Here is a 23288-nt window from a genome sequence, read left to right on the forward strand (position 1 = left end):
GGAATCCAGTCCCAGACCCGCATTCTTTGAATATGCCGTGGTCAGGTAGACATCAGTCCGCTTGGAAAGCGTGTAGTCCGCGATAAAGGCAACTTGCCATGGGTTCGGCACCGACTTGTTGGCGAAGAAGCTCTTGACGTTGTCGTAGTTGTACTCAAGCGTCAGGCCAAGCGCCGGCGTCACCTGGTAGTTGGCGCCGATCCAGTAGAAGTCGTCGCGCTCGATCAGGCTGCCATTCTGGTCCTTGTTCTGACCCCAGCGGTAGCCGCCCATGATCTTTGCCGCGCCGAACGCATAGCTTGCCGCGACCGTCGCCTTCTTGAAGCTGCCGCTGCCGAGGGCAACAGCTGTTAACGGGTTGGAAATGGTTGGATTGAACTGGTCGTACGCAACGGCCACACCGACAGGGCCAGAGATATAGGTCAACCCTGCGCCATAGGCGGTGTCGCGGCGGAACTGGCCCGGCACTTCGCCGTTGCCGCCGAGCAATGGGCCGTTGGCCACCGTCGTCGGCAATGCCAGGCCGGTACCGAAGGACCAGTGTGCCAGTGCAGAGACCGAGCCGAACCGGCCGGAGTACTTGATGGTGTTGTCCTCGCGGAAGTTCGCACCTGTCAACATCACGATCGGTTCATACTGGGTGGCAAAGGCTGCCGGCACGAAGTTCGCGATGCTCTCGAACATCGAAGTGTACTGACGGCCGAAGGTCACCTGGCCAAACTGCGTGCTTTGGATGCCAACGTAGGCCTGTCGACCGAACAGGCGGCCGCCTTGCTGCGACGTGCCGGTATCCAGGTTAAAGCCACTCTCCAGTACGAAAACGGATTTCACGCCGTTGCCCAGATCTTCCACGCCGCGCAAGCCCCAACGCGAACCGGACAGGCCGCCGGAATCCATGCGGTAGACATTGTTGGACGGGCCCGCATTGAACTTGTTGGCAGCGGTGGGAACGGCGCCGACATGATTGGCGAACTCAACGTTTATATCCGCCACGCCATATAGCGTCACGCTGCTCTGTGCGTGTGCGCCGCCGGTGCAGATTGCGCCCGCAGCGATGAGTGCGTGATTAAGCTTGCTCAGCTTTCTCAATGATCCCATTGCCTCCTCTCCTTTAGGTTATTTTTTTCGCCTGTCACAAACGATGCCATCAGCCACGCGTGTCGTGGCCATGGCGAAGAACGCCCCGAGTTACCTAGGGCTTCCCTCAACAGCAACCGCACAGACAAATCGGTGGCTCGGTCAGTTCCTTGAGTCCATGGACTGTACACCAGATATATTATTGTCGACAACAATAAATTTGAGCGCGGCAAGCCAGCCATTGGTTTCCGGACCGATGCGTCGACGCACAAGAATGGTGAGAACAGCAGATGGGGCGCGAGGCGGCCTCAACCTGACGAGGCGAGCCGACAGCTTTGATGAAGTGCCACCCCGTGTGGATGATTGCAGCATCGCGAGGGTGGAGAGAGCCGTAGACGACGGTGAAGCCAGGCAAGCGCCGTCGCTCCACGCCGTCGTCGCCCCGCGGGTAATGCTTGACAGTGCTGCTTCGCGTAGCTACCGGGGTGGCCGCCACCGGCACGAAGCATCAACAGAAGGAACTGCGTACCGCAGGCATCAAACCAGTAACCCTGATGGCCCGCGTAGGTGCAACTAGGCAGCCTTGCGCCGCCTGGCTGTTTGCGCAGTCTGCTCCCGCGTGGCCGGGCCTTTGTCGTCCTTTGAGACTACCGGAACGCCGGGCTTCATCTTGAGAGCACGCAGCGCGGCATCCCTCGCCTCATCCAGCCGCTTCTGGGCAACGGAGAGCAGCAACTTCTCGTCACGCTTCTGCGCCGCGTTTTGAAGCGCACGCCAGGTCTTCAACGAAGCAGGAATGGATTGCGGAGCGGCAGATAGTCCAAGGCGAGCGTAGCGCAACGTGCGAAGCGATATGGATTGCAGCATGTCAACCAGCAATCTGTTGGCACACAAATCGACAATCGCAAAGTTCAGCAGAAAGCTCTCGACAGCATAGGCGTCGACCGACTCCTCCGCTGCCTTGGCAAGCTTCGGCATGCGCTCGTCGAGGACGTCCTGGAGCCCGTCCGAGTTCTCGCGCATAACCTGCTCCAGCATCGTAACGTAGAGTACTGCTCGAACCTTAAAGATATCGCGAAGCTCCATCTCGCCGGGCGCGGTGACGATGGCACCGCGCCTGGCCTGAAACTCGACCAGCCGGTCTCGTTCGAGGATGCGCATAGCCTCCCTGACTGGCGCGCGGCTTACATGCAGCACTTCGCTAATGTCTTTCTCAAGCAGGCGCTGACCCGACCGGATTAGATCGAGCGTGATCACGCCCGCCAGTCTGGCGGCGATCTGTTCAGCAATGGGCGCGGATGCGCGTGCCCAGTCCTGCCCTCTTAGCACAGCGTGCTCAACTGCCAGCATCAGCTGATTTTTTGGCGTGAGGAGGCTAGAGAGATCCGGGAGGTTTTCAGTCTTACTTCTGCTCATGGTTTCGAATACCGGTGTACTGTCCTGGACGCCGCATGGCTGCTGCGTAACTTCGGTATTCTATCCTTCCCCGGTCCTCGATCCGGCGCGACGCGCTGGCCAGACGGAAGATCTCCGCGATCCAGCGCAAGGAGCGTCCGTATGCCCTGGCCTTTTGAAGGCTTATGCCCTGCTCGCCGGCGGAGGTGCTGTCTGTCGGCGCACGGTGCCGCTTGCGGCCCGGCTCTCCTTGGGGCTGCAACCGAATTGCGCGTGATACCAGCGCGAGAATCCGCTTGGCGCGGAAAAACCTAGCAGGGTCGCCACCTCGGTCAACGGACGATCGCTCTCGATGACGTGACGCGCCGCGAGTTCCGTGCGGATGTCGTTAACGATCGACGAGAAGCTCCGCCCCTGTTCCGCCAGCCGGCGCTGGACCGTGCGGCACACCACGCCCAGGTGCTCGGCCACCTGTTCGATGCTGCAGCGCCCACTGGGCAACAGCAGAAGGATCGTGCGACGCACGTCCTCAAGCATGGTCGCCTGCTGCGGCATGGCGGACGCGTCTATCAACTGCTGCGCGTAGCGCACCATGGCCGGATCGGCCGACGGGTTGCGTGCATCGAGATCGGCCTTCGCGCAGACGATGCAGTTGAAGTCGTAGTCGAACTCGACGTGAGGGCCAAAAAACCGTTGGTGTGCACTAAGGTCGCGCGGCGCCGGGTGCTCGAAGCATACGCGCCGCGGCTCCCAGTCGGGCTTGAGGAGCTGGCGTATCAACCGCACCATTACCCCTAGCGCCAGTTCAACCCTTTGGCGTGTTGGCTGATGTGCGTTGCCAGCCATTACCGCCTCGCGAATAATGACCAGTCCTCCGCATTCCTCGACCGCCAGCGACAGCGCACCATTGAGCATCGCCTGGTAGCGCATCAGCATGCCAAGCGAGTCGCGCAGCGTTGCCTGGTCGCGGATCAGCAATCCTACCGCCCCAAGATTGGACAATAGGCGCGACTCGGCCATGCACAGCCCGAAACTCTCGTTGCCTGACATGGTCGCGGACGCCTGGAGCAGACGTCCAAAACGCTCGACTGGAATCATGAGGTCCGGCTCGCGCAGTACGCTCGGACTTATCCCTGCGTCAAAGAGCATTCGCACCGGATCCAGCCCGGCGGCACGAGCGACCTCGCTGTAGTTCGTGAGGGCCGCGGCGCGGACAAGTAACGACATCGGGGAACTGACGTAGGAGGGTGACATAGAATGATAAATGCCTGTCATGTATTGTCAAGCGGGAGAAACCCGCGACGCCCAAACTCGCCAGGATCGAAGGGCATAATCGGCAATGGGAGACAAACGTTCATGATTCAACGCCTCAATGCGGCACCCGCAGCGGTCCGCGCAACCTCTCTGGGCAACTCGATCCAGGTCGAGCCAGTCACTTGCACGATCGGTGCGGAGCTCGGCAACGTCAACCTGGGCGCGGCTGCCGAAGACGACCAACTGATGGCCGAAATCCGGGCCCTGCTCTTAAAGTATCGCGTGCTGTTCTTCCGCGACCAGGACATCACTCGCGCGCAGCACGTGGCCTTTGCGCGCCGCTTTGGCGAGCTGGAGGACCATCCTGTGGTGGGCAGCCATCCCGATTACCCCGGACTGGTTCAGATCTACAAAACCCCGGACAGCCCTCCCGAACGCAACGAGAATTCCTGGCATACCGATGCCACCTGGCGCGAAAAGCCTCCGTTGGGCTGCGTGCTGCGCTGTATCGAATGCCCGCCTGTGGGTGGCGACACGATGTGGGTCAACATGGTCGAGGCCTACAACCAGTTGCCCGAGGATATCAAGACGAAGATCGCCTCATTGCGCGCGCGCCACAGCATCGAGGCAAGCTTCGGCGCCGCGATGCCGATYGAAAAACGTCTTGCACTGAAGGCTCAGTACCCGGACGCCGAGCACCCGGTGGTGCGCATTCATCCCGAAACCGGAGAGAAAGTCCTGTTCGTCAACGGGAGTTTTACGACGCACTTCACAAATTACAACGTGCCGGCCAACGTCCGCTACGGGCTAGACAAGGCGCCGGGTGCCAGTAATTTGCTTAACTACCTGGTCAGCCAGGCCACCATCCCCGAATACCAGGTGCGTTTTCGTTGGAAGAAAAACAGTGTTGTGTTCTGGGACAACCGCTCAACCCAACACTACGCAGTGATGGATTACCCCCCGTGTCACCGAAAGATGGAGCGCACCGCCATCATCGGTGACGCGCCTTACTGAAAGATCGACGTGGCCTCTACGAAAACGACCGTTCTCATCGTCCCAGGCTTGCGTGACCATGTGCCGGAACACTGGCAGACCCTGCTGGCGGCGAAACTGCCTGGCGTGGTCAGCGTCGCCCCGCTTGAGCAAGACAAGCTGAGCTGCGCTGCCCGCGTCGACGCGATCGATCGCGCGCTAGCCACCATCGAGGGGCCGGTGATCATCGTGGCGCACAGCGCAGGCGCGATGATGGTCGCCCATTGGGCGGCACGAGGCGCCACACCCGAGATCCTCGGCGCACTGCTTGCAGCGCCCGCGGACCTCGAGACGCCCATGCCGGCAGGCTACCCGACAACCGACACACTGAGCGACCACGGCTGGCTGCCGATCCCTCGCGGCAAATTGCCGTTTCCGAGCATTGTTGCGGCAAGCAGCAACGATCCCCTGACGCGTCTCGATCGCGCCCGTGACCTGGCGCAGGCGTGGGGCAGTCGCTTCGTCGAACTCGGCGAGGTCGGGCATCTGAATCCCGCGTCAGGCTATGGCGAGTGGCCGCAGGCCGAAGCGTTCATTCGCGAACTCTCGTGACCGAAACACGGCCGAGTGCCATCGGCCGGGAAAAAAGGACCCGGACTGCGGAATTTGAAAACGACAGTGCCGCCAGGGACGACCGGACAGATTCAATGACCACGATCCGTATGCTTACCTGACGGCCGCGCCGGAACGGTAGTAACCCAGCCGGCCAGTTGCGCGGCCGGGCTACTACCGCTGCACCGGATATTTCCTATTATTCTGGCTGGTAGTTAATGGACTTCAGCAGCGCGGACTGTTGCTGGTACGCCTGCTTCAGGTCCGCCATCAACTCTTCCGAGGTGGCGCCCCCGCCCTGCTCCATGCCCATGTCCTTGACGCGATTCTGCACTGCGGGTTGCTTGAAATACGCCAGCGTCGCCTCGCGGATTTTTCGCTGGACTGCCGGAGCGACATCCGGGCGGGACCACACGGCGAACCAGCCTGCTTCCGCCAGTTGTGGGTAACCGAGCTCCTTGAAAGTCGGCACATCCGGCAATCCGGCAATCCGCGTCGGATAGTTCAGCGCAATCGCTTTGATCTTTCCGGCCTTGATCAGCGGCAATGAGGTCGTCACGCCATCGAACATCAGGGGCACATGGCCGCCCATCAGGTCGTTCAATGCCGGGGGAGAGCCCTTGTAGCCCACATGCCGCATTTGCACATGCGTGAGTTGCCCGAGCAGCATGCCCGAGGTGTGGCCCTTCAGTCCCGCAGCGTAAGAAGCGAAGACGAGTCCGTCTTTTTGCGATTTGCCGTAGTCCACCAACTGCTTCAGGTTGGAGACGGGCACATCCTTGTTGGCAACCAGCACCAACCCCGTGCGACTGATCTGGGCCAGGGGCTTCAGGTCCGCAAAGGGGTTGTAGTGGACCTTGTAGGCCAACGGCGCTTCGCTCACGACGCCGCCCTGGATGACCAGGAGAGTATGGCCATCCTTGCCGTTGGACTGCAAATCGCTGATCGCCAGCGCGCCGGCGGCACCGGGCTTGTTCTCTACGATGACCGGCTTGCTCAATGTCTTCTGCAGCCCTTCCGCCAGCAGTCGCGCCAACGCGTCGGCACTGCCGCCGGCAGGCCCCGCCACCACCAGACGAATCGGCTTGCTGGGCCAAGCCTCCTGGGCCTGGGCCATGGGGATCCCACCGGCGACACCAACACCGATCGCCAAGGCGTAACCGCGCCACCGGAAGTTATTGGTCTGCTTCTTCATGTCTATACCTTTTGATTGCTACGCTTTGCGTGTTTGGAAAGGTCTGTCGCCGATGACCTCGATGCCGCACTAAACCTTCAGGCCGGCGATCCTGTGGCAGGCTTTGCGATACATTCACCCTTTGTCCATTCTCGGATCGCACCGGGTCAACCGGCTTGACCGATTACGACAAGTTTTTGCCATTTCGCGCAAACAGCGGGAAAACCCTAGCAAGACATAGCGAGCGCACTTTCGAAGACGTCTCTTGCGAGCGCTGCCAGTATCAGCCGTGCAGGGATCAAGGTCTTGAGGTTCCATGGCTGCAAGGCCCCGTCGTCGTCGACACACGCGGCCAACGGGAGCGCATTGAACAGGGCAACGGGATACGGGTATGTATCGATGCCGTTGGCCTTGGCGGTGTCCACCAGGGAGTGCGGGTTGGCCGAAGCGCTGGCCCCGCCACGGTGTCGCAGAACAACCGGTTTCTTCTCTTCTGGAAGGGCTTCCATGGTCACCAGGCATGGCGCCTTGCAGATCTGATGCGCTACGGGTACCAACCGACTCCTCGAGGTGTGCCGAATCTGGCCCTTATGGTGATCCAGTGCTCCCTGCGTCGGCGAATTACTGTCGTAAATGGCCAAGTTCACGGCGTGCAAGGTAAAGCGGGAAGTAGCGCCAGGCTAGATGATCCGGTGCGAGAAGTCCTTACCGAGGATCGTGTCGTCGAACGTGATGCCACCGTGTTCGTGGGCCTTGACTGATCGAGCGTCGAATTCCAAAGCGCGCACGGCGACACAAAGAAAGCGCCCGGCAAAGCGCCCGGCGATGCTGATGGCCAGCAGCCACCACTGCCGCCCTGGCCCGAAGGCCTTGCTTCACACCGCCCACACGACAGCAGGCCGCACCAATAGCCATCAGTTTCGAGAATCACTAGAGGAGACAGAATTGAACCCATGTACGAGTAACGCGATGCCGGCTGAGCCGGCTGCGGCTCCCACTGGTGCCCGACCCTACGCGTGGGTCGTGTTTGCATTGATGTTTTGCCTGTTACTGTCCGACTACATGTCGCGGCAGGCGATCAATGCCTTGTTTCCACTCTTGAAAGTGCAGTGGCAGATTTCCGATACACAGCTCGGTTCGATTAGCAGCGTGGTGCCGTTGGCGGTTGGCGTGCTGACCCTCCCATTTTCCATAATCGCGGACCGCTGGGGACGAGTCAAAAGCATTGCGCTGATGGTTGCGGTGTGGAGTGTTGCCACGCTCGGGTGCGCCATTGCCAGCACCTACCACGAGATGTTCGTCGCGCGCTTGTTCGTTGGTGTCGGCGAGGCTGCCTACGGCAGTGTCGGATTCGCTATGCTCGTTAGCGTCTTTCCAAAGCATATGCGGTCCACCATTGCYGGAGGCTTTACGTCTGCCGCCGCTTTTGGGTCCGTGCTCGGTGTTTCGCTTTCCGGCATCATTGCGACGCACTTTGGCTGGCGCTGGTCGATGGGTCTGATGGCGATCATTGGCTTTGTGCTGGTGATCATTTATTACTTCGTGGTCACGGAAGAAAAGCTTGCAAGCGCGCAACCGGACAATGCGAACGGAACTCAGGTATACGGGCATGTGAAACTGACACCGCGTGCGCTTTTCTCCGGCCTGTTTCCGTCCCGTTCCGTCTTTTGCGCGTACCTCGGCTGCGCCCTGCAGATCTTCGTTCAGGGTACGCTTTTCGTGTGGCTGCCCAGCTACCTGAATCGCTACTGGGGCATGCCTGTCAGCCAGGCGGCCGTACTGGCGGCCGGGCTCGTCCTTGTCAGCGGCCTGGGCCAACTCATGTGCGGTGTGATGACCGATCGGATCAGCGGGGATTCGTCGCTCAAGCGGTGGAACATGGCCATTGGCTATTGCCTCGTGCTAGGCACTCTGCTGGCGATTGCGTTCCGCTTGCCACAAGGTAATCTGCAACTCGCGCTCCTTGCGCCCGGCGTGTTCTTCCTTGCGAGCTCGTTCGGCACATGCAGCGCGATCATTGCCGGAGCCACACCGCCAGCTATTCATGGCTCGGCATTTGCCACACTGACGTTGTTTAACAATATATTGGGACTCGCAGCAGGCCCCTTTATCACCGGTATGGTAGCGGACGCGGTCGGTCTTCAAGTCGCCTTGCGCTGGCTACCGCTCGCGGCAGTTCTGCCCTTCACCGTGTTCCTCATTGGCAGATGGTGTTACGTCGCGGAAACGCGACGCGGCTGAGCGCGCTGCCGGCACCCAACCCATCGTCCCCACGATCCTCCATCGCGGGGACGATGCAGGATCCCGTTGATCGATTCAGGCACGGCCATTGAATATCTCGGTTCCGAGTTGCACGAATGCCCGTACCGCCGGGGATATTTCCCGACGCCTGTGAGCTAGCGCCAGGTGCACTGAGAATTTAAAGTCGGCGATCTGCGTGTAAAAGATACCTGGCTGGGAGAAGTTCTGCATTGACTCAGGCACTATGGCCACTCCGTATCCCGCGGACGCGAGGCAAATCGCGGAGATGAAATCCTGGACGCGATATTCCAGATGAGGCGTGAACCCCCCGGCTTTGCCCAGGGCGGATAACGCAGACCCGAATCCTTCCTCGTCCGCAAACTGCGGGACGATAAAGGACTGATCTGCTAGCGCGCGCGCTGAAACCGTCCCTCGCTTTGCAAGGGGATGACTTCCTGTCATTGCGGCCAGCAGGCGTTCAGTCTGTATGACTTTCGTGATGACGCCGGCCGGATAGAGCCGTCTTGGCCTGACAATTCCCACATCGATCTGGCCATCGCTGAGCGCTTCGAGCTGCCTTGGCGTTTCCATTGGCACGACTTCGATCCGGACCATCTCGTGTGATTTCCGAAACTCGCTCAGCATCATGGACAAAAGGCCGCTGCTTACGCCAGATGCCACATAGCCGACACGGATGACGCCAGCCAGCCCTCGGGCAGCCAAGCGTCCCACCTGGTCGGCTCGCTCAATGTGCCGCAACGCCGCCACAGCCTCGGCATGGAACAGGTGCCCCGCGTCGGTAAGTGACACCGGCTTCCTTTTGTTGCGATTCAAGAGCGTGACCCCCAAATCTTGTTCAAGGCGCTGGATCTGGGTGCTGAGCCCTGATTGGGCGACACCCAGGCGATCTGCCGCCTTCGCAAAGTGAAGCTCTTCCGCCACGGCGAGGAAACACTGCAACTGGCGAACGTCAATCATCGTTTTAATCTCGATTTCGGAACAAAGATTACTGTCTTCCATCTGGATCATATCAAAGAATCCAGATGAAATAGCGCCATACAACATCCCGGAGAGCTATCGATGAATGCCCCGTTTCCTGCCGCAGTGCTTGCCAGCAATGACGAGCCCCGTTTCCAATTATCTGCCCACGCAGATCACCATCGCATCCTGCATGTGACCGTTGAGCGCGAGGCCCTTCTTGGGTTCCTGCACGACGTACGCAAGGTCGATGTTCAGAACCTCGAGTATGTCCCCTTCATGCGCTACGAGCTCGCGGATGTACTCGCGAAGCACGTCGGCGAGGACTTCGCTACAACCATCAACGGCATTGTGAAGGATCGGCAGCATGGTGGCTTTACGGTAGGCCTCCAGGGACTGACGACGGACGCCGACGATTTCGTTCGCTTCGGCACTGCCATTGGGCACCTCCTTGGTCCCAGCAACCACGATGCGATGTCGGGCAATTACTATGCTCGCTTCGTGGTCAAGCACACGGACGATAGCGACTCCTATTTGCGCCAAGCCTATCGACTCTTCACGATGCACACCGATGGCACCTTCGTTACCGAAGCGACGGACTGGCTGTTGATGATGAAGTTTGCAGAACAGAATGCAATCGGCGGCGAGTCCCGATTCCTGCATCTGGACGATTGGGAGGCGCGTGACCGGTTTGTCAGTCACCGTCTCGGGACGCAGCCTTTCCTCTACAAGGCACCGGGGTCCAAGAATGTCGGCGATAGAGTCGAGCGCCCACTCTTCTTCCAGAATGAGTTTGGGTTGTCGATGTCCTTCATCGATCAGTTTGTACAGCCTCGCAATCGCGAGGAGGCTGCATTTCTCAACGACCTGTCGACTTCCATGGAGGCTTCGCCGGGAACAAAGGAAGTGTCGCTACCCGTCGGCGATCTGGTTGTCCTGAACAACTACTTCTACCTCCACGGGCGTGCGCCGTTCGAGAAGAACGAGGCGCTGTTCCGTGAGCTGATGCGCCAGCGAGGCACGTTCGCCTAATGATCGATGTGATCCGGCGTGGCTGATAGTGACAGCGGTTGGGCCTGATAGACGCTTCAAATCAAGATGACATCTCAAACAGAAGTTGCAGAAAGCCAAGCCGTTCCGAGCGCTGGAATGCCCGCCAAGCCTGCCTATGGCGCCAACCGTCAGATTCATAGACGACTGCGGCCGATCCTCTCGCTTGCCGATTTTGAAGTCGCGGCAAAGAGAGTGCTTCCGCGCCCGATCTTTGGCTACATCGCCGGTGCCGCGGAGGATGAAAAGTCGCTTGCCGCGAACAGGACGGCATTCGACGAGGTCAAGTTTCGTCCCAAAGTTCTTGTCGACGTGTCGGGACGGTCGCAAGCGACTGAGATCTTTGGGCAACGTTACGCGTCTCCCTTTGGCGTGGCGCCCGTTGGAATCAGTGCGATTGCCGCTTACCGCGGCGATGTGGTCCTCGCGCAAACGGCGCGGGAAGAGCGGATACCCGCAATCATGAGCGGCACGTCCTTGATTCCGATGGAAGCCGTTCAGGCGGCCGCGCCAGGTACGTGGTTTCAGGCCTACCTGCCAGGTGACGCCGCGCGCAGGGATGCCCTGATTGAGCGGATTGAAGCGGCCGGGTTCGCTACGCTTGTCCTTACGGTTGATATTCCCGTTTGGGCCAACCGGGAGAATAACGTCCGTACTGGCTTCTCTTTGCCTTTGCGACCATCTGTCCGCCTGGCATTCGATGGCGTGTCTCGGCCGCGTTGGCTGGCCGGGACGTTCGCCAGAACCCTCGTTTCGAGTGGGATGCCGCATTTTGAGAATTCTTTTGCGTCTCGCGGCGCGCCGATCCTGTCGGCCTCCGCCATTCGCGATACGACGGGACGCGATCACCTGAGCTGGACGGATATCGAGCGAATCCGGCAAAGATGGCGCGGCAACCTGGTCATCAAGGGCATTTTGCATACGTCCGACGCCGCACGCGCTGTCGCCTTGGGCGCCGACGGCATCATTGTCTCGAATCACGGCGGGCGCCAATTGGACGGTGCCGTGGAACCGCTTGCTGTATTGCCGGAGATTTGTGAGGCAGTCGCGCACAAGACAACCGTCATGATGGACAGCGGTATCCGGCGAGGCGGTGATGTTCTGAAAGCGTTGGCACTGGGAGCCCGCTTTGTCTTCCTGGGGCGACCTTTTGTTTACGCTGCGGCCGTTGGGGGAGCCGAGGGCGTTCGCCACGCCATAACGCTCCTGCGCGATGAGGTCGACCGAAATATGGCCATGCTGGGCGCGACGACCATCGCGGACGTGAACAATAGCGTCATCGTCCAGGGCCACAGAACCCGCCGAATTGCATCGCGCTTCTCTACTCCCGTGTAGCCCGCATCGCCAAACGCATGGTCCTCGTGGCCATGCGGCAATGCCTGCGCCTGCGATACGTCCGACTCGTCGGCCCCTGGGGTAGTTTGGCTAGAGCGCCGCTATCGGCCGCTGCCACGGCACAACGCTTTTCATCGCCGCCAGGAAGTGCTGCCGGCGCGTTAACCTGCCCTTACGCTTCCGCAAAACTGATTTGACGCTTCATTCCCGTACCTGACTTTTACACATGCTCATGACAACGCGCTCAGCCGATGTCGCGACGACTCGCGCACCGATTTGATCGGCACTTTCCCGGCGTCATGTGATCGGGGTTGAGCACGCGTGCCCAAACCGGCGCACTCACGCCGCGCAGAGTCATTCGGAATTGAAGGGTGCAGATCGCAGGCAGATGATCGGAAGCCGTACGTGCATTCAGGGGGGAGGCGGCATTCACATCGTGGCTATGCCTGGTTCCGGGCAACATGATCTCTGTCGGCAAGATACTGCCGTCAAAGACGCGCCGCTCGCCCAGCAAGGCCTCTGCCGCGCGGCATCTTGTTGCCGTCGCATTCGGCGAGCCGGATACCACGCCGAGCGACTTTTACCGACGGCGGTCGGCGCGGATCGGCGACGCCAAGGCGATCGCTATCACCGCTACCGCCACCGTTAATGAGATCGCGGCGCTCTTCTGCGACACACAGGGCCATGGCGTGGGACATGTGGATCCCGAGGCCGCGTACAACGAAGAACGCTGCCGACAGCGGGTCCTGAACAACCTGACCCGACTGCCAAATCACTGGGTTACGCTTCGCCGACCAATGCAGCCTGACGGCTCGCGTTTCCCAGGAAGCGGGAACACTCAAATCTCGAAAATGGACGAACCCGTGGTCTTTCGAGCTTCCAGGTCCCGATGCGCCTGCACGGCGTCCTCCAAGGCATAGCGCTGATTGATCTCGATGCGGATGCGGCCTGCCGCCACGTGGCCGAACAGCTCATCGACCAGTGCCGCCTTCTCGGCCGGATCGGCGATGTAATCGGCCAGGCCCGGGCGGGTCAGGTACAGCGAGCCCTTGCGGGCCAGAATCTGCGGATCGAACGGCGGGATCGTGCCGGAGGCGGTACCGACGCAGACCATCAGCCCGCGGCGCTTGAGGGAGTCCAGCGAGGACATGAAGGTGGCCTTGCCCACGCTGTCGAAGACCACGGACACACCCACTCCGTCCGTCAGTTCCCGCACGCGCTTGGCCACATCCTCATGGCTGTAGTTGATCGTGTGATCGCAGCCGTGGGCGCGCGCCACTTCGGCCTTGGCATCGGTCGAAACCGTGCCAATCACCGTCAGCCCGAGCAATTTGGCCCATTGCGAAACGATCAGGCCAACACCGCCCGCTGCGGCATGCAGCAGCACGGCCTCGCCCGCCACGAAAGGATAGATCCGACGCACCAGGTAAGCAGCGGACAAGCCCCGCATGGTCATGGCCGCCGCGGCTTCGCAACTGATGGCCTCCGGCAGTTTGATCAGCAGTGCGGCAGAAATCAGCCGCTCAGTGCTGTAGGCGCCCAGCGTGTTGATAAAACCTGTGTAGGTCACACGGTCGCCGACCGCCAACTGGGTCACGCCGGCACCAACTGCCTCGACCACGCCGGCTGCCTCGTTGCCGACGCCGCTGGGCAGCGGAACCTGGTAAATGCCACCGCGGAAGTAGGTATCGGCAAAATTCAGGCCCACGGCCACGTGGCGGACGCGGACCTCTCCCGGTCCCGGTTCACCAACCTCAACGTCCTCGAAACGAAGGACCTCGGGCCCACCCGTTTCGTAGAATTTAACGACTTTTGCCATGTTGTCTCCTGTTCTGTATCAAATATGACAGTTCGCCTGCGGCTTGCCGCTTGCACTCGCCAAAGGACAAATGAATTTGGTGGCACAGTTGGTCAGGCTGCAGAAAATTTGCCATGGGCGGCTTGGGAAAGCCACCTATGGCCTCTCCCGGCTAGCAGTGATGCTCAAGCGGGAACGGCTTGGATTGCTGCTGGGCTCCGGGCGTTCAAGCGTCGCTGCGTATCGGCCTTGTGATGTAACCATTGCGGTCCGTAGGGCGCGGCTTGAATGACCAGAGGCTGCTGGTTTTCAGGCAGAAGAGAGTTGTCCAGAAGTGCATTTGCATCTCGCTTACCCGGTTGAAGTCAGAGTGTCCTTCGCGATGAGTGAATCATCTGGCCTGGCGCCACTTCCCGCTTTACCTTGCGCGCCTCGAACTTGTCCTTTTATGACAATGGTCCGCTGACGCGGCAGCACTGGATCGCCGACTACCGCAGCTTCGATCCGGATGGCGAGTCATCAGCAGGCTGCAACCACCTCGGCCGGACGTCTGCGCGGCAATAGCACCCGACCAGCCTTCAAGCATTCTGAYGGGCGTAGCCAAAGTTGCTTGTCCTCCACGACGACTTCATAGGTGCGGATACGCAAGCCCGGAGATGCGGTGCACTGGCCGTTGCGAATGTCAAATCGCAAGCCGTGTGCAGGGCAGCTGATAACGTGCTCAACACACGAACCTCCTGCCATGGAGGCTCCCGCATGCGGGCAACTGTTTTCCATGGCAAAGAACTGGCCGGCAAGGTTGAACACGATTGCCGATTGACCGTCTTGCAGCAAGACCAGTTTGCGCGCGCCTGGAGCCAGCGACTCCGGAGGCCCGACCAGAATCCATTCAGAATCAGGCATCGGATTTGCACTCGCAGTTCAGACGCCTGGCCGCCACGGCTTTCTGCATGATCTGAATCAACTCGCTTGCTGGAACTGCGCCAGTGACCGGCCACTGGCCATTGAAGACGAGATAAGGAACCCCTCCTGCATGGCCGGCCCCCATTGAAGACCGGAGCGGAGAGCACGCCCTGGCATCCCAACTGAACCCTGACGATTGAGCCAGGGCCTGCAGTGTCTCGGTCGAACCGATGTCTTGCCCCTGGGAGAAGAATGCACGGTAGATGGACTCTACCAACTGGTACATGGACTCCGGCACAAGCCTGGACTGGGCCGCATTGACCAGGGCACATGCCAGCGCCGAATTCGGGAAGGTCGCAATGGCTTCGAAGTTCAACGATAGATCAACCGATGCGGCCACAGCGCGAATCTGTGCGCGGCGCATCGCCACAGCCCGCTGGCCACCAAGCCTTGCTTCATAGAATTCTTGGTACGGAATGCCTTGCGCAGGAATCTGCGGCAGCAAGGCATTGGCATGCCATATCGTCTCCAGCACCAACCCAGGATGCTGCTGTCGAATGCTTGCCCATGCTGAGCGCAGATTACGCAATCCAATCCAGCACCAGGGGCAAATCAGGTCAAGGTGAAAATCAACGCGCAGGGTTTGCGGCGATGTGGCGGCAGGAACCGCACCCGAAAGTTCAGAGCAATTCACGCAATAATTCCTTAGCGCCCGGCCAGGGGCCGTATCCAGATGCAGGGTCGATGTGACCGCCATTACCAAGATCGACAAGGCGAGAACGCCGGTCACCCGCCAAATGAACGACCCGCTCGAAGCTGGCCAAGGGATCCGGACGGCTGGCTGCTATCGGGCCGGGAATGGCGGCTTTGTCCGGGGCAGCCCGCAATGCCGCGCACGGCACATCTTATTCCTCGAGCCTGATTCCTGCGTCGTTGGCGATCTTCGTCCAGACTTGCAGATCATTCCGGACGATCTCGCCCAACTGCGCGGAGGACTTTACAGGAGGCGGCTCGAAGTTCAGTTTCTTCATCAGGGCCGCGATCTCCGGCAACGCCTGCACCTTGTTGACCTCATCGGCCAGCCGCTTCGCGATCGCCGGACTAGTTCCGGCCGGCGCGAACATGCCGAACCATCCCACCGTGCTGAACTTGTAACCCTGTTCACCCATCGTTTTGACGTCGGCGAGCTGGGGAGACCGCACGTTGCCCACAATCGCAATGCCGCGCACCTTCCCGGATTGCAGGAACGGAACTGCCACGCTGGGATCGGTCCAGCCGATCTTCAGCACCCCCGAGGATAGTTCGGTGAGCAGTTGACTGGAGGTCCGATATGCGACGTGTTCGGTCTTCATGCCGGTCTGCTTCTTTAGCCACTCCATCGTCAAGTGCGCGGACGAGCCGGTGCCCCAGCTGCCATAGCTGTACTTATCCGGATTCGCCTTCACGAGCGCAATGAGTCCAGGCAAGTCGTGCACCGGCAGATCCGGGCTCACCAGCAGCAACACCCCACCCACCGCAGTCTGCGCGATCGGCACGAGGCTCTTTCTTGCCTCCTGGGAAATGGGCTTGATGACAGCCGGCGCAACCACCATGTTGGATGCCGTTGTGTAGAGAATCGTGTAGCCATCCGGCGCCGCCTTGAGGACGGCGTTCGTCCCGATCACCCCACTGCCACCCGGCCGGTTCTCCACGACCACAGATTGCTTCAGCGATTCGGAAAGGCGGCGCGCCATGACCCGCGCCAGCGCGTCGGTTCCCGATCCGGGAGACGACGGCACGATCATTTGAATCGGGCGCGCGGGCCAGGCTTCCTGTGCCTGGAGCGGACCTGCCGCGCACAAGGCAATGATTGCCTCGGCGCACAGCGCCGCTGCGAGCAGCTTTTTCAGTAATGACATCGTCTCCCCCATGTTTTCTGGACTATCACCCAGCTTGCCAGGTGGTTGTTGCCTCACCAACCAACTGCGCAACAAGCGATTTCTACCGGCCCAGGCTATCTTGAGCACGATCATAGCAGCGTTAGAATTTAATGTCGACATTATTGTATTTGTGCGATGCACGCGACGCGCTGCCACCGGCTCCTCGTGGTGCTTGATGGTGAACTTGACGCCTGCGGGCATCGCCGACAGCACAGGGGCGTTGGCGGTTCTGGAGACGCTAACGAAGTGCCGGCCGGGACTGGGGATCTGTTTGCAGATGGTGCGTACGATCGTCGCACTTTGATGGATAGAGCCGCGACGCTCGATTTCGTCGTGCAGGTGGTGCGCCGCCACGAGGATCAGGTTGGTTTCGCGGTGCTACCCCGGCGTTGGGTGATGGAGCGTACCTTCGGATGGAGGGACTACGAGCGGCGTCCTGATGCGTCCGAGACCATGGTCTATATCGCAATGGGCGGGCTGCTACTGCGCAGAGTCGCCCATCCTTCAGTTTTCAAACGGGCTCCTGGTGCAGCTGCCGAGTCGTTTTAACCATTAAACTTTCTCCAATGGCGAAGGGAAATCGGTGGCGGCCAGCCATTGCGCGGTGAAGCGCCCCATCGCACTTAACAATACGTCGGAGTTGAGGCCTGCCACGCCTCCAAACGCCGGCGAGATGACCAACGTCGTATTGTCCTGGGTGAACACCTGCAATCTCACGGGTAAATCCGCTGGCTGCAGTATCGCGTCCGTACCTCTCGCATTGGAGAACTCGAATGCGCGCAGAAAGTCGTCCGCATGGCATGCGCCTATGCAGACAATTACCTTGGGCTGCATGCGTTGCCTCAATTTCGCAATGAAGCGGAAACGGCCACCCGTCCGGCATAGACTGAGGTATCGACTCTGGGGATTAAGCGCCGGTTGGTTCCGGTACACCCTGGCCCAGCATCTGTTTCCGTTTGCGCCCGTGGGCAAAGGAAACAGACTGATCCTGAATTCCCCGCCGGAGGGACCGTAAAGGTGGCGCATGAAGTAATGCTTCCAGTCGCATGCTTCTGCGCCAAATGCCGCCGAGCGTGCTGAGGAAATGAGCTTTGCCGCTTTCTGATGGCTTTGCCAGCGCATCATATTTTCCTGATTCCGCTGTCGAAAGTATTTGTCCCATACAACTGGCTCGTGCAAAGGATTGAGCGGTGCTGTCAGCGACTTGCCATCGGTATTTGGCGTAATGTCGCAGAGCCAGACGGGTGCGGCGGGATTTCCGTACATGCCGACATAGGAAGCAAGGTAAGCATCTACCTCCTCACTGGAGAAACCAACAATACTTGATGGGTTTCCTTGAACCGCATTCCGAATGCCGTCGCTCGGCGCAACCCCGCTCCATCCAACGGCAAGCGCAGCTAGTGCGTTCATGCTTCACGCCTCTTATTGGTTATAAAAACTATAACGATATGAGGGGAGCTTAACCACTTCCAACAGCTTTGCAAGCCCGAGACCTGTCCGATGTTGACGGGGCGCAACACTCGAAAACGCAGGCGCCAGCTGCGTGGCGCCATATCTTCCCCGCCTCTAACGGCACGCAAAATCCGCTGGTGCCGCACGCAAGTGTGCAAAGAAAAAACGGCCTGCCGTCGTCTGGCTCTCCCGGCATCGTCCGGCGCATCCAACCGGCCTCCGGACATGTGTGTCTCCGAGGTTCCCACCGGATATGATGAAAGCCTCACGTGACGGACCTCAAATCACTATTCAGCGTTGGCTGACAACAACATGAGAATTAAGCGACATCTATTTCAGATGTAGATGTGTTTAAATTCACCCTTCGCAGCGTCGCTGCACCACTTACGCGCACGCTGCGCGAAACCGGAATGGGCACCCCCGCACAGTTCCGGTTTTTTTTCACATCCGCGTTCCCATGCGGCAGGCGGGAAGCCCTCCACGGGGCTGCAAGCGATATTCCGTCGCCCCCACGGAGGCCCGGCTCCGCAGGCACCCCTAGACATCCCCTCCTGCACCCGCCACTTCACGCCTGAGTCGAAGCGATGCACCGATGCGCTTGAAAGGTTCAGGCGGCATCCAGCCTGGACGGCTGTTTGCCATGATGAAGTCAAGCTCCCTGCTCCGCATGCCGTTCATGTACTCGGCCATGAAGTGGCCGAGATACGTGCCCTTGACGAGGCCGACACCATTGCACCCCACGGTGCTGAAGAAGTTGTCCCCATCCTTGCGGAACACGGAGTGATGGTTGAGCGTCATGCTGATGAGCCCGCCCCATGTGTATTCGAAGCGCTTACCGGCAATGAAGGGAAAACGCGCCTCGAATGACGTGCGGTGGTTTGCCCATGCGGCCTGCAGGCAGGTGTCGCTGCTGCGCAGCGCAGGCTGAAGGTGAAACGTGTTGCGCACAAAGATGCGCCCGTCAGGCGTGTAGCGGACGGTGGTTCCGGCCGGGTGCGCCGATGTGGTACCCCAGGGCCGTACCCCGCTGAAATGGGTCGAGACTTCGCTGCCGGATAGCGGTTCGGTCAGGCTCGCATAGGTGAAGAGTGAAGCCAGCCGGTTCCCGGCGCGGCCGAATGCCTCGCTGAAACTGCCGACGGTTAGCGCCAGCACGTCAGCGCGCAAGGTGCCGTCCAGGAACTTCAGGGTATGGACTGGCCCGTAGTCGCAGGCCACTACCGGGCTCGCCGCGAACAGCGTGACTGATTCCGGTAGCGCAGCGGCCAGACCGCGAACCAGGGCCGCCGGGTTTACCAGCACGTTGCCGGGTGTATAGACCGCCGCCTTGTAATAGCTTGTGCCGAGCCGCCGCGAGAGGGCCTGTCCTTCCACGACTTCATATTCGAAGCCAGCGGCCTTCAGGGCGTCGGCAAAACACGCGAGCCTGGCTAGATTGCCTTCCTCGTGCGCCGACATGTATTTCCCCGCGTCGTGCCAGCCGCAATCGATGCGGTATCGTTCTTTCAGGCCGCGCAACTGGCTGATGGCAAAATTGTTCAGCGCGAACAGCTGGCGCTCGTATTCGGCGTCCGGCTGTCCACCATCCACGTTGTGCGGCACATCGATCAGGAAGCCAGCGTTGCGGCCCGAGGTGCCCTGGCCGATCTCAAGTGCGTCGATAAGGGCGATCCTTGCCTGCGGACGGATCTCCGCCAGCCGGCGTGCCAGCGAGATGCCGGTGAAACCGGCCCCTACGATGGCAACATCGAAATGCTGCTCCCCCTTGAGGCGCGCTCCGAGACCGGAATGACGGGAAGGTGATGATTCATACCAGCCGAGATCACCGTCGATGGCTGGTCGTTTGCGTATGGATTGCATTGATAAATTGGCTGCCCGGGAAGGGCAGCCGCTATTCTATACACATAGTGGGCCTGACATGGCGACTGGCAGCGGGAATCAAGACTGGCCGGCCACGGCCGCCCGGCACATTCCCGAAGCGCCCGGGGATGTCGGGCCTTCTTGGCCCGAAAATTCAGCACTCTGGCCGGCGCCGGCGCCACCGCTCACAGCGGCCCGGGAAGTGCCTTCAGGCCGATCCAGAGCACAACGATGACGACGTTGACCGGCACGCTGAGCACACCGGGCACGTAGAAGAGCGCCGACAGGCCAGGCGCGCGCAGCATCAGTTCGACCACGCCACCCAGGGCGCAGAAGGACAGCCCGCACCAGAGCCAGCGCCGCATATAGGTCAGCAGCCAGTGCGCGTGCGCCTGGTTGAAACGCCAGGCGACGGTACGTTCGACGAGATTGCCCCGGCTGACGTCGCGGAACAGCCAGCCGAAGAAGAAGTAGCGGTACAGCATGGTGCGAAAGGCAAGCTCTTGCATGATGACTCCTTCAGCCGCGCCTGTCCGTAGTTCGCCTGGCCCGGCGCTGAATGGCGCCGGGCCCTGCATCTCCGCCCCCACCTGTGTCCGGGACGCAATAGCGGAGAAGATACGCACGGCCAAAAGCGCTTCGGGCTGCCTCGTGCCTGGGCTTCCACGCCCCAAGTACACGCTGGTCACCCCTGGATAGTGGTGTCATACCCCATATGACCTGGCCGATACCGGTTAGTCGCACGGCAAGTGCCATCATTGCACGGCCCATGATCGACCATGAAGCAGGCGCAGCGGCCGGGAAAATGGCGTGAGACTACAGCCCCGTCTGCGTGTTCTCGACGCAAGCCTTTGCGTAGGCAATTGCTTCGCGGATCGCTTCATCCTTGCTGCCGAACCGGTTTTTCATCTTGTGCCGCAAGCCAGGGATGAACTCGTTGGTGTGATCGATCTTTCGCTCGAACAATACTGATGCCTGCCAAATCCCGCCATGTGACTCCCAGACCGTGCAGTGGCAGTGGTAATCCCCTTCTTCGACAAAGACATGGCTCGACACGGCAATCTCCCATCGTTACTCATGGATCATGGAGTGGGCAGAAAATCACTAGCCATTTTCCTTCTCATCGCCCAAGCCAAACAGATGCACGGTGTCCCGGTGTCGCCGGTGAGCTACCAGCGCCAAGCACAGGCCTGCGATTGAGAACCCCAAGGCCCAGCCGATAGTGCGCCGCATCTTCGCGGCCTGTTCGGCCCGGTAGCGGGAGTCCGCGGCTACGCGCACGCCCTCCCAAAACTCGGTTTCCTGGTTGCCGTTTTCGACTATCGCCATGTCTGCCTCCCTTGATGGATGTCGGAGAGATTTATGGAGGAAATCGTAGCATGTAGCACCTGACCACGCAGACCATCCACTACCACTCCGGCACCTGATGGACCTGCCCCCGCTGTCGGGCAGGCTGCGCGTCAGCTCGCCCCGCGAGAATCCGGCATCTCAGGGGGCGATATTGCCGGGACCGCTACGATCCATGCAGCGAAATTGGATTGCCAACACATGGCCCCCGGCCGTGGAGACAACGTTTCATTCATGCCGCGCAAATGCGCGCTCGCCCAATACCTTGTTCAATCGATTGTTCAAAATATCCAGGGATGTGAACCCCGTCGCCAGAAGTTGCAACTGTCCTCGATCTTCGACGAGCAAACTCGGGAAACTTGATATACCCCAGCTACGGGCGAGGGAAAAATCCGCCTGCGTCGCTTGCTTCACATTATCGGATTCGAAGAGATCGCGAAATGCCTGCTTCGATACATCGAGGCCGCTGTCTGCCAGGGCGCCGGCTGCCACTTCGACCAGGACATCCGTTGCCGTGGTATCTCGGGCATCAATGTAGAATGCTCGCTGCAGAGTACGAAATAGCGGAAGCGGATTCTGTCCTGGAGCAAATGCGCGCGCGGTTACCACCGCTCGGCAGATGGGTTCCGTATCGTATACAAAGCCTTCGCGAGCCAGGAACCCCTTGCGGTTGAATTGAAGACCGCTAGCCTGCTCCACGCGCGTCCAGTGTTGAAGGCGGAAGCGTTTGCCGGCGTCGTCCAGAATGTCCGTTGCCCCTGCGCGTATGCCGCCCACTACAATTTTCAGGGGCAGGTCCGGCCTTGTTTCCGTGAGTTCCGTCAAAATATTTCCAAATCCGTAACACCACGAACACATCGGGTCGCCAACGTAGATCAACTGCATCGAGTTCTCCTGAATGAAGGGCTGATTGCAATGCGTGTCCAGCCCGGGGACTCCAATCTATTGGATGGGCCGGCACCGATAAACGCCCCTCGCGACATAACAGTCGTTACATGCCCGCAAAACGATGAAACGCAAATTCGATGACCTTCAGCTCGGCAGCATCGAGCTCTTCTGTCTCGCCGCAGAACTCAGCAGTTTTACGGCAGCAGCGATTGCCACCAGCGTGACGCCGGCAGCAGTAAGCCGCTCCGTTTCCCGCCTGGAATCGCGTCTGGGTGTACGCCTCTTTGTCAGGACGACACGCCAGATAAGGTTGACGGATGAAGGCCGGATCTATTTCGAGCAATCTCGCAACGCGCTGGCGCAACTGGTCGATGCCGAGCGGCAAGTGAGCGGTCAACACGGGAGTCCGGCAGGTCTGCTGCGCATCAGCCTGCCAACCCCATATGCGCACTACCGGGTGCTACCGGTGCTGCCGGAATTCCATCGGCGCTTCCCCGATGTTTCCGTCGAAACCCATATCAGCAATCGCAACGTCGAATTCGCAGACGACGTCTACGATCTGTCGGTCCGTGGCAAGGCGCCCGAGGACTCCACGCTCATCGCCAGGAAACTGGAGGACGCGGAACTCGTGGTCGTCGCTACGCCGGGCTATCTCAAGCGCGCGGGCAAACCGACTACGCTTGACGAGTTGCACACGCACGAGTGCATTCAGTTCGATATTCCCAGCAGTGGACGGCGGTTGGCCTGGACCTTCAGTCATGAAGGGAAACACATCGACATCGCGACAACGGGAAGCTACGGATGCTCCGAGGACGTGCTCGGCGGCGCTACGCTGGCGCGCGCAGGAGCGGGATTGTTTCAGACCTATCGATTCGTGGTGGAGTCTGACCTGCGCGAGGGGAATCTGGTGGAGGTGTTGCCGGAGTATGGCGGGGCCACCCGGCCGTTCATCCTGCTCTACCCGCACGCGCGCCATTTGTCGCTGCGCGTGCGAACCTTCGTCGATTTCCTGGTGGAGAAGTTCGCGCACTGA

Annotated in this window: 23 protein-coding genes and 2 pseudogenes; 8 read left to right on the forward strand and 17 right to left on the reverse strand. The window is 60.2% G+C overall.

Annotation, left to right across the window (positions count from 1 at the left end; translation table 11 throughout):
- The 3 genes from AC1DT6_RS04625 to AC1DT6_RS04635 all read right to left on the reverse strand — a co-directional run.
- Nucleotides 1-1098, reverse strand: a 1098-nt coding sequence (locus AC1DT6_RS04625; protein WP_477111160.1) for a porin, incomplete at its 3' end; no start/stop codon positions are given.
- Nucleotides 1099-1650: 552 nt separating this feature from the next.
- Nucleotides 1651-2493: a GntR family transcriptional regulator gene (locus tag AC1DT6_RS04630; protein ID WP_441627889.1), complete on the reverse strand. Its 843-nt coding sequence runs from the start codon at nucleotides 2491-2493 to the stop codon at nucleotides 1651-1653.
- A gap of 162 nt (nucleotides 2494-2655) precedes the next feature.
- Nucleotides 2656-3699, reverse strand: coding sequence for an AraC family transcriptional regulator (locus AC1DT6_RS04635; protein WP_441627891.1), 1044 nt, complete (start codon nucleotides 3697-3699; stop codon nucleotides 2656-2658).
- 129 nt (nucleotides 3700-3828) lie between these two features.
- Between AC1DT6_RS04635 and AC1DT6_RS04640 the strand changes: the two genes are divergently transcribed.
- Both AC1DT6_RS04640 and AC1DT6_RS04645 read left to right on the forward strand, forming a co-directional pair.
- On the forward strand, nucleotides 3829-4740 hold the full coding sequence (locus tag AC1DT6_RS04640) for a TauD/TfdA dioxygenase family protein (RefSeq protein WP_441627893.1): 912 nt from the start codon (nucleotides 3829-3831) through the stop codon (nucleotides 4738-4740).
- 9 nt (nucleotides 4741-4749) lie between these two features.
- On the forward strand, nucleotides 4750-5310 hold the full coding sequence (locus AC1DT6_RS04645) for an RBBP9/YdeN family alpha/beta hydrolase (RefSeq protein WP_441627895.1): 561 nt from the start codon (nucleotides 4750-4752) through the stop codon (nucleotides 5308-5310).
- A gap of 199 nt (nucleotides 5311-5509) precedes the next feature.
- Here the strand turns inward: AC1DT6_RS04645 and AC1DT6_RS04650 are convergent, their stop codons facing one another.
- Nucleotides 5510-6505, reverse strand: coding sequence for a Bug family tripartite tricarboxylate transporter substrate binding protein (locus AC1DT6_RS04650; RefSeq protein ID WP_441627897.1), 996 nt, complete (start codon nucleotides 6503-6505; stop codon nucleotides 5510-5512).
- Nucleotides 6506-6660: 155 nt separating this feature from the next.
- Here AC1DT6_RS04650 and AC1DT6_RS04655 point away from each other — a divergent pair, with 155 nt between their 5' ends.
- Both AC1DT6_RS04655 and AC1DT6_RS04660 read left to right on the forward strand, forming a co-directional pair.
- A complete protein-coding gene (locus AC1DT6_RS04655) occupies nucleotides 6661-7245 on the forward strand; it encodes a hypothetical protein (RefSeq protein ID WP_441627899.1) in 585 nt (194 codons plus the stop codon).
- Between the two features lie 208 nt (nucleotides 7246-7453).
- Nucleotides 7454-8725, forward strand: a complete 1272-nt coding sequence (locus AC1DT6_RS04660) for an MFS transporter (RefSeq protein ID WP_441628023.1) — start codon at nucleotides 7454-7456, stop codon at nucleotides 8723-8725.
- A 75-nt stretch (nucleotides 8726-8800) separates the two neighbouring features.
- On the opposite strand, the gene AC1DT6_RS04665 is transcribed toward AC1DT6_RS04660, so the two are convergent.
- The gene (locus AC1DT6_RS04665; protein ID WP_441627901.1) at nucleotides 8801-9754 is read right to left on the reverse strand and encodes a LysR family transcriptional regulator; all 954 of its coding nucleotides are present in this window, start codon (nucleotides 9752-9754) and stop codon (nucleotides 8801-8803) included.
- A gap of 51 nt (nucleotides 9755-9805) precedes the next feature.
- Here AC1DT6_RS04665 and glaH point away from each other — a divergent pair, with 51 nt between their 5' ends.
- A complete protein-coding gene (gene glaH / locus AC1DT6_RS04670) occupies nucleotides 9806-10735 on the forward strand; it encodes a glutarate dioxygenase GlaH (protein WP_441627903.1) in 930 nt (309 codons plus the stop codon).
- Nucleotides 10736-10852: 117 nt separating this feature from the next.
- The gene (locus AC1DT6_RS04675) at nucleotides 10853-12088 is read left to right on the forward strand and encodes an alpha-hydroxy acid oxidase (RefSeq protein WP_441627905.1); all 1236 of its coding nucleotides are present in this window, start codon (nucleotides 10853-10855) and stop codon (nucleotides 12086-12088) included.
- Here the strand turns inward: AC1DT6_RS04675 and AC1DT6_RS04680 are convergent.
- The 6 genes and pseudogenes from AC1DT6_RS04680 to AC1DT6_RS04705 all read right to left on the reverse strand — a co-directional run.
- Nucleotides 12043-12162, reverse strand: a pseudogene (locus AC1DT6_RS04680) (IS5/IS1182 family transposase); the annotation flags it as partial. The gene AC1DT6_RS04675 and the pseudogene AC1DT6_RS04680 overlap by 46 nt on opposite strands.
- Before the next feature lie 764 nt (nucleotides 12163-12926).
- Complete coding sequence (locus AC1DT6_RS04685) at nucleotides 12927-13907, reverse strand: quinone oxidoreductase family protein (RefSeq protein WP_276289740.1); 981 nt, start codon at nucleotides 13905-13907, stop codon at nucleotides 12927-12929.
- A 498-nt stretch (nucleotides 13908-14405) separates the two neighbouring features.
- Nucleotides 14406-14789, reverse strand: coding sequence for a Rieske (2Fe-2S) protein (locus AC1DT6_RS04690; RefSeq protein ID WP_441627908.1), 384 nt, complete (start codon nucleotides 14787-14789; stop codon nucleotides 14406-14408).
- Nucleotides 14782-15483, reverse strand: a complete 702-nt coding sequence (locus tag AC1DT6_RS04695; RefSeq protein WP_441627910.1) for a DsbA family protein — start codon at nucleotides 15481-15483, stop codon at nucleotides 14782-14784. The genes AC1DT6_RS04690 and AC1DT6_RS04695 overlap by 8 nt, the downstream gene beginning before the upstream one ends.
- Nucleotides 15470-15691 (reverse strand): alpha/beta hydrolase, encoded by a 222-nt coding sequence (locus AC1DT6_RS04700; protein WP_441627912.1) that lies wholly within the window; start codon nucleotides 15689-15691, stop codon nucleotides 15470-15472. Before AC1DT6_RS04700 ends, AC1DT6_RS04695 begins: the two co-directional genes overlap by 14 nt.
- 3 nt (nucleotides 15692-15694) lie before the next feature.
- Nucleotides 15695-16687 (reverse strand): Bug family tripartite tricarboxylate transporter substrate binding protein, encoded by a 993-nt coding sequence (locus AC1DT6_RS04705; RefSeq protein WP_441627914.1) that lies wholly within the window; start codon nucleotides 16685-16687, stop codon nucleotides 15695-15697.
- 193 nt (nucleotides 16688-16880) lie between these two features.
- On the opposite strand from AC1DT6_RS04705, the pseudogene AC1DT6_RS04710 reads away from it, so the two are divergent.
- A pseudogene (locus AC1DT6_RS04710) lies at nucleotides 16881-17257 on the forward strand (transposase); the annotation flags it as partial.
- 3 nt (nucleotides 17258-17260) lie between these two features.
- On the opposite strand, the gene AC1DT6_RS04715 reads toward AC1DT6_RS04710, so the two are convergent.
- The 6 genes from AC1DT6_RS04715 to AC1DT6_RS04740 form a co-directional block, all read right to left on the reverse strand.
- Nucleotides 17261-18118 carry a transcriptional regulator gene (locus AC1DT6_RS04715; RefSeq protein WP_441627916.1) on the reverse strand — a complete coding sequence of 286 codons (858 nt, stop codon included), beginning with the start codon at nucleotides 18116-18118 and terminating at the stop codon, nucleotides 17261-17263.
- A 579-nt stretch (nucleotides 18119-18697) separates the two neighbouring features.
- Nucleotides 18698-20020 carry an NAD(P)/FAD-dependent oxidoreductase gene (locus AC1DT6_RS04720; protein ID WP_441627918.1) on the reverse strand — a complete coding sequence of 441 codons (1323 nt, stop codon included), beginning with the start codon at nucleotides 20018-20020 and terminating at the stop codon, nucleotides 18698-18700.
- 185 nt (nucleotides 20021-20205) lie between these two features.
- The gene (locus AC1DT6_RS04725) at nucleotides 20206-20529 is read right to left on the reverse strand and encodes a hypothetical protein (RefSeq protein ID WP_441627920.1); all 324 of its coding nucleotides are present in this window, start codon (nucleotides 20527-20529) and stop codon (nucleotides 20206-20208) included.
- Nucleotides 20530-20836: 307 nt separating this feature from the next.
- Nucleotides 20837-21076 carry a hypothetical protein gene (locus AC1DT6_RS04730; protein WP_441627921.1) on the reverse strand — a complete coding sequence of 80 codons (240 nt, stop codon included), beginning with the start codon at nucleotides 21074-21076 and terminating at the stop codon, nucleotides 20837-20839.
- Between the two features lie 48 nt (nucleotides 21077-21124).
- Complete coding sequence (locus tag AC1DT6_RS04735) at nucleotides 21125-21349, reverse strand: hypothetical protein (RefSeq protein WP_441627923.1); 225 nt, start codon at nucleotides 21347-21349, stop codon at nucleotides 21125-21127.
- Nucleotides 21350-21595: 246 nt separating this feature from the next.
- Nucleotides 21596-22252: a DsbA family protein gene (locus tag AC1DT6_RS04740; protein WP_441627925.1), complete on the reverse strand. Its 657-nt coding sequence runs from the start codon at nucleotides 22250-22252 to the stop codon at nucleotides 21596-21598.
- A gap of 124 nt (nucleotides 22253-22376) precedes the next feature.
- Here AC1DT6_RS04740 and AC1DT6_RS04745 point away from each other — a divergent pair, with 124 nt between their 5' ends.
- Nucleotides 22377-23288 carry a LysR family transcriptional regulator gene (locus tag AC1DT6_RS04745; protein ID WP_441627927.1) on the forward strand — a complete coding sequence of 304 codons (912 nt, stop codon included), beginning with the start codon at nucleotides 22377-22379 and terminating at the stop codon, nucleotides 23286-23288.

Source organism: Cupriavidus sp. 01L45 (assembly GCF_056399885.1).